Genomic DNA, 4,981 nt, shown 5'->3' on the forward strand with positions numbered 1-4,981 from the left:
CGACCCAGCAGGATGTGCTCACGGGTCTGTGGCATCGGGCCATCAGTCGCAGCAACAACCAGGATCGCGCCGTCCATCTGCGCAGCACCGGTGATCATGTTTTTCACATAGTCGGCGTGACCTGGGCAGTCAACGTGAGCGTAGTGACGTGAAGCAGTCTCATACTCAACGTGTGCGGTGTTGATGGTAATACCGCGGGCTTTTTCTTCAGGGGTGCTGTCGATCTGGTCGAATGCACGCGCCTGGCCGCCGTTGGTTTTAGCCAGTACGGTAGTGATAGCTGCAGTCAGGGTGGTTTTACCGTGGTCAACGTGACCGATGGTGCCCACGTTTACGTGCAGTTTGTTACGTTGAAATTGCTCTTTAGCCATCGCTAGTCCCTCTAAGACACGGATATATCAATGATATCATCACATTAACCAGGCAATGCCTGACTGCAAGGAAGTTACAGAGAAAATCAGGAGGGAGATTAAAGGAAGTGGTGCTGATACCCAGAGTCGAACTGGGGACCTCACCCTTACCAAGGGTGCGCTCTACCAACTGAGCCATATCAGCACATCTGGAGCGGGCAGCGGGAATCGAACCCGCATCATCAGCTTGGAAGGCTGAGGTAATAGCCATTATACGATGCCCGCATCCTGGAACTCGGCTACCTGTTCTTTCTGTAGCTTGCAGAAAACAGAGAATGACTCTCTGTTATCTACTGCCTGCCAGCGAAGCTGACCGGCTTTGACTTCGCTAACGCTCAGTCTGAATTCAGGGTGATAAATGACTCACCTGACAGATAAACAGGTTGTCTATCTGTACTCAACCGTGAGGCTGAGATGGTGGTGGGAGAAGGATTCGAACCTTCGAAGTCTGTGACGGCAGATTTACAGTCTGCTCCCTTTGGCCGCTCGGGAATCCCACCTACTTGATTGGTGCCGGCTACCGGAATCGAACTGGTGACCTACTGATTACAAGTCAGTTGCTCTACCAACTGAGCTAAGCCGGCATCAAGTGGTGCGCATTCTAGGAAGGTCGGGCGTCGGATGCAACTAAAAAATCGCATATTTTTTTCTATCGCTTACTATTTGTGCAAATCGTCGCATTTTCGCGATTTTTTGCAGAATATTTGTGCAATCCGGCCCTGTTTTTACCGGCTCAGCCGGTTCTGACCGACGCTTCACTCCGTGCGAAAGCGCTCTTTCGGGCAGATAAATGATCCACGGCCCACGCCTTTATTTTGCCTTTACGCACTGAGTGATGCTTTTTTGAACCACTCTGCATCATTTTTTTGTTCACCGTCGCGCTTCAGCAGAAAATGGAGCCGCTTTGCGACCAAATAAACCGCTTTTTTGGCACCACCGTTACGAACGGTCTCAGAAGGGCAGACGGTTTTGCCGGGGATGTCGTCCGGCATCGGGTTTTGTCTTTCCCCGCCCTTCTGTGTCCTCCTCTCCCGCGTTTACGCCCTCAAGCCAGGCCTGTAGTCGGATAAGGGGATTAACGCCACCCAGTGGCTGTGAGGCGCGGTAAGATAATAAACAACCCCGGATCGGTGAAAACAGCGACTATCGTAACGTTTTGTGGGTATGCCGACGAAAGCGAGATCGCCTCTATCTTTTTACTTCTGTTGAAAGCCATACTGGTGATACCCTCCAGCCCATTGTTCTCACTGATAAACCAGCGATTCGTGACTCACTTCACCCGTACTGTCCTGCTTATCGGCTAACACGCGGTTGATAGTAATGAATTTGCGGTCAGATGCATGCTTATGAATAAAACACCCCCCCTGACAACGCCTTATCTGGAGTTCACTCGTGAGCAGTGGGCTGCATTACGTGATTCTGTGCCGATGACGCTGTCAGAGGAAGAGATCGCGCAGCTCAAGGGCATCAACGAAGATCTTTCGCTGGAGGAAGTCGCAGAAATTTATCTGCCCCTTTCGCGTCTGCTTAATTTCTATATCAGCTCTAACGTTCGTCGGCAGGCGGTACTGGAGCAATTTCTGGGCACAAATAGCCAGAAAATCCCCTATATCATTAGTATTGCGGGGAGCGTCGCGGTCGGTAAGAGTACGACTGCGCGTGTACTGCAGGCGTTGCTCAGCCGCTGGCCTGAACATCGTAAAGTGGAATTGATCACGACGGATGGCTTCCTTCACCCTAATGCCGTGCTGAAAGAGCGTGGCTTAATGAAGAAAAAAGGCTTCCCGCAATCTTATGATATGCACCGGCTGGTCAATTTCGTTTCCGACTTAAAATCCGGAGCCAGTCAGGTGACCGCCCCGGTCTATTCGCACCTGATTTATGATGTCATCCCTGACGGCGATAAAGTGATACAGCAGCCAGATATTCTTATTCTGGAAGGTCTGAACGTATTACAGAGCGGCATGGACTATCCCCATGACCCCCATCACGTCTTTGTTTCGGACTTCGTTGACTTCTCTATCTATGTAGATGCAGAGGAAGACCTTCTGCAAAGCTGGTATATCAATCGATTCCTGAAATTCCGTCAGGGTGCCTTTACCGATCCAGACTCCTACTTCCACCATTACGCCCAGCTCTCAGAGGCAGAAGCGGTTGAGATAGCGGGTAATCTATGGAAAGAGATTAACTGGCTCAACCTGCAGGAAAATATCCTGCCGACGCGTGAAAGGGCCAGCCTGATCATGACCAAAAGTGGCGATCATGCGGTCGACAAGGTTCGCCTGCGTAAATAACCGCGGTCATAAAAAAGCCTGCATCAGTGCAGGCTTTTTTAATCAGACAGGACGCAGTGATATTTCCCCACCCACCCAGGCTTTTATTTCGCCATCCTGCTCCAGTAATAAACCACCCTGGCTGTCGACGCCCCGTGCAATACCATGCACTTCACGTTCGCCGATGAGCAGCTTAACGTGCCGGTTAATAAAATTGTCCAGTGCCGCCCAGCGCGAGATAAAGGCAGTTAATCCCTCCTGCTCAAACAGCGGCAGGGCCTCGCGCAGGCTGTTGATCAGACGGGCTGCCAGCTCATTGCGGTTCACGCTTACTCCGGCCTCCTGCAGATTAATCCAGCCCTGATTAATCTGTGAAGCATCCGCTGTCCGCATCGCCAGGTTGATGCCCGCCCCCATAACGATCTGCGCAGCATCACCGGTTTTGCCGGTCAGTTCGACCAGAATACCTGCCAGTTTCCGATCGTTGAGGTAAATGTCATTGGGCCACTTTACCCGGACATCATCGGCACCGAGTGAACGTAATGTTTCAGCCATAACAATGCCGATGACCAGACTAAGACCCATCGCCGCAGCCGGACCCTGCTCAAGACGCCAGTACATGGACATGTAGAGGTTGGCACCAAAAGGAGAGAACCATTGACGACCACGACGGCCACGACCTGCCTGCTGGTATTCTGCTATGCAGGCGGTGCCAGACGGCATGTCATGCATGCGTTCCAGCAGATACTGATTTGTGGAATCAATCACCGGTATAACCGAGACATGACCCTGCTTCACCTGTGACAGAATTGCCTGCTCATCCAGCAGCTGTATTGGGGCAGAGAGGCTATAGCCTTTCCCTGTCACGGTATAGACGTCAAGACCCCAGCTTTTTAGTGTCTGGATGTGCTTATTGATGGCGGCACGACTCATGCCCAGTGTGTCGCCCAGCTGCTCGCCAGAATGAAACTCACCATCAGATAAAATATCGACCAGTTTGAGCGGGACACTGTGGTCTTTCATACGATCACCCCGACAGCATTGCATTCACCTTGCGCCTGAATAAAGCGGACTTCGGGCTCAAGCCAGACATCAAATTTTTCACCTACCCGGGCGCGCACAGTTTTTGCCAGCGCAACGATATCCTCAGGTGTGGCATGGTCAGCGTTAATCAGTACCAGAGCCTGTTGCTGGTGAACGGCGGCACCGCCGATGCGATACCCCTTCAGCTGACACTGATCGATAAGCCACCCTGCGGCCAGCTTGGTTTCACCATCTGGCATCAGATAGTGTGGCATCGCAGGGAAATGGGTCAGCAGAGAGCTACGCTGCGCCTCGGTGACGACCGGGTTTTTAAAGAAGCTGCCGACATTACCGGTGACTTTCGGATCCGGTAATTTGCTCTGCCGCATCTGGCATACCGCGTGATAGACATCCCAGGCATTGGCTGTCACCGGGTTAAGCGTTTTCAGGTCGCCATAGGTTAATACGGGCTGCCATTGCTTAGGCAATATTATCCCGACCGCGACGATGACATAGCCTGACTGGTAGCGATGTTTAAAAATGCTGTCACGATAGCCAAATTCACAGGCTTCACGATTGAGACGTTCTGTCTCACCACTGTGCAGGTTAAGTACATCCACATATTCGCAGACATCTTTTAATTCCACACCATAGGCGCCAATGTTCTGAATCGGTGCCGAGCCGGTCATCCCAGGGATCAACGCCAGGTTTTCCAGGCCGGTAATCCCTTTTTCCAGCGTACTCTTAACCAGCTGATGCCAGTTCTCACCTGCCCCGACATGCAACTTCCAGCACTCAAATTCATCCTGAATTTTGACGCCTTTGATGCGATTCAGCACTACGGTACCGGCAAAATCCTCCAGGAAGAGGACATTACTGCCTTCACCGAGCACAAGGAAAGGTGTTTGATTACGCTGGCTATCCTGCCATGCGGCCAGAATGGCGGCTGGCGTCTCTGCGACGATGCGTTTTTGTGTGTGTACTTCAAGCCCAAGCGTATTGTCGGCTTTTAAGGAAGGATGCTGGCTGGACATTTGACGGCCTTTACTGAGTTATCTGGCCGTAGTTTACCGTATCAGAGAGGGGTTCTCAGGCTGTTTTCGGAGATTATGGTGCGGTTTTTCACGATCTGCAGACGTAAAAAAGCCCCGCACTCGCGTGCGGGGCTTTTTCACTTATTTGATGCCTGGCAGTTCCCTACTCTCGCATGGGGAGGCCCCACACTACCATCGGCGCTACGGCGTTTCACTTCTGAGTTCGGCATGGGGTCAGGTG

Annotated in this window: 5 protein-coding genes, 4 tRNA genes and 1 rRNA gene; 1 reads left to right on the forward strand and 9 read right to left on the reverse strand. The window is 52.0% G+C overall.

Translation table 11 applies throughout. From position 1 onward, the window contains the following. The 6 genes from ACTJKZ_RS21115 to ACTJKZ_RS21140 form a co-directional block, all read right to left on the reverse strand. Window positions 1-371, reverse strand: a 371-nt coding sequence (locus ACTJKZ_RS21115; RefSeq protein ID WP_440830013.1) for a GTP-binding protein, incomplete at its 3' end; no start/stop codon positions are given. Window positions 372-479: 108 nt separating this feature from the next. Further along, a tRNA-Thr gene (locus tag ACTJKZ_RS21120) sits at window positions 480-555 on the reverse strand. A 5-nt stretch (window positions 556-560) separates the two neighbouring features. Continuing rightward, window positions 561-635 (reverse strand) — tRNA-Gly (locus tag ACTJKZ_RS21125). A gap of 190 nt (window positions 636-825) precedes the next feature. Next, window positions 826-910, reverse strand: a tRNA-Tyr gene (locus ACTJKZ_RS21130). 8 nt (window positions 911-918) lie between these two features. Next, window positions 919-994: transfer RNA gene (locus ACTJKZ_RS21135), tRNA-Thr, on the reverse strand. Window positions 995-1,231: 237 nt separating this feature from the next. Further along, window positions 1,232-1,402, reverse strand: coding sequence for a hypothetical protein (locus tag ACTJKZ_RS21140; protein WP_440830014.1), 171 nt, complete (start codon window positions 1,400-1,402; stop codon window positions 1,232-1,234). A gap of 354 nt (window positions 1,403-1,756) precedes the next feature. Between ACTJKZ_RS21140 and coaA the strand changes: the two genes are divergently transcribed. Then, entirely contained in the window at window positions 1,757-2,704 is a 948-nt protein-coding gene (gene coaA / locus ACTJKZ_RS21145) for a type I pantothenate kinase (protein WP_161736986.1), read from the forward strand. A 42-nt stretch (window positions 2,705-2,746) separates the two neighbouring features. Here the strand turns inward: coaA and birA are convergent, their stop codons facing one another. From birA to rrf, 3 genes are all read right to left on the reverse strand, one after another. Further along, window positions 2,747-3,706: a bifunctional biotin--[acetyl-CoA-carboxylase] ligase/biotin operon repressor BirA gene (gene birA / locus ACTJKZ_RS21150; RefSeq protein WP_161736985.1), complete on the reverse strand. Its 960-nt coding sequence runs from the start codon at window positions 3,704-3,706 to the stop codon at window positions 2,747-2,749. Beyond that, on the reverse strand, window positions 3,703-4,740 hold the full coding sequence (murB, locus tag ACTJKZ_RS21155) for a UDP-N-acetylmuramate dehydrogenase (protein WP_440830015.1): 1,038 nt from the start codon (window positions 4,738-4,740) through the stop codon (window positions 3,703-3,705). Before murB ends, birA begins: the two co-directional genes overlap by 4 nt. Before the next feature lie 150 nt (window positions 4,741-4,890). After that, window positions 4,891-4,981: ribosomal RNA gene (rrf, locus tag ACTJKZ_RS21160) — 5S ribosomal RNA — on the reverse strand; the annotation flags it as partial.

Origin of the sequence: Pantoea sp. 22096, assembly GCF_052045955.1 — a bacterium.
Classification (GTDB): domain Bacteria; phylum Pseudomonadota; class Gammaproteobacteria; order Enterobacterales; family Enterobacteriaceae; genus Pantoea; species Pantoea alfalfae.

Coding starts and splice junctions, on each gene's coding strand:
- murB (WP_440830015.1), bottom strand. CDS start 4,740: ATGTCCAGCCAGCATCCTTCCTTAAAAGCCGACAATACGCTTGGGCTT.
- birA (WP_161736985.1), bottom strand. CDS start 3,706: ATGAAAGACCACAGTGTCCCGCTCAAACTGGTCGATATTTTATCTGAT.
- coaA (WP_161736986.1), top strand. CDS start 1,757: ATGAATAAAACACCCCCCCTGACAACGCCTTATCTGGAGTTCACTCGT.
- ACTJKZ_RS21140 (WP_440830014.1), bottom strand. CDS start 1,402: ATGCCGGACGACATCCCCGGCAAAACCGTCTGCCCTTCTGAGACCGTT.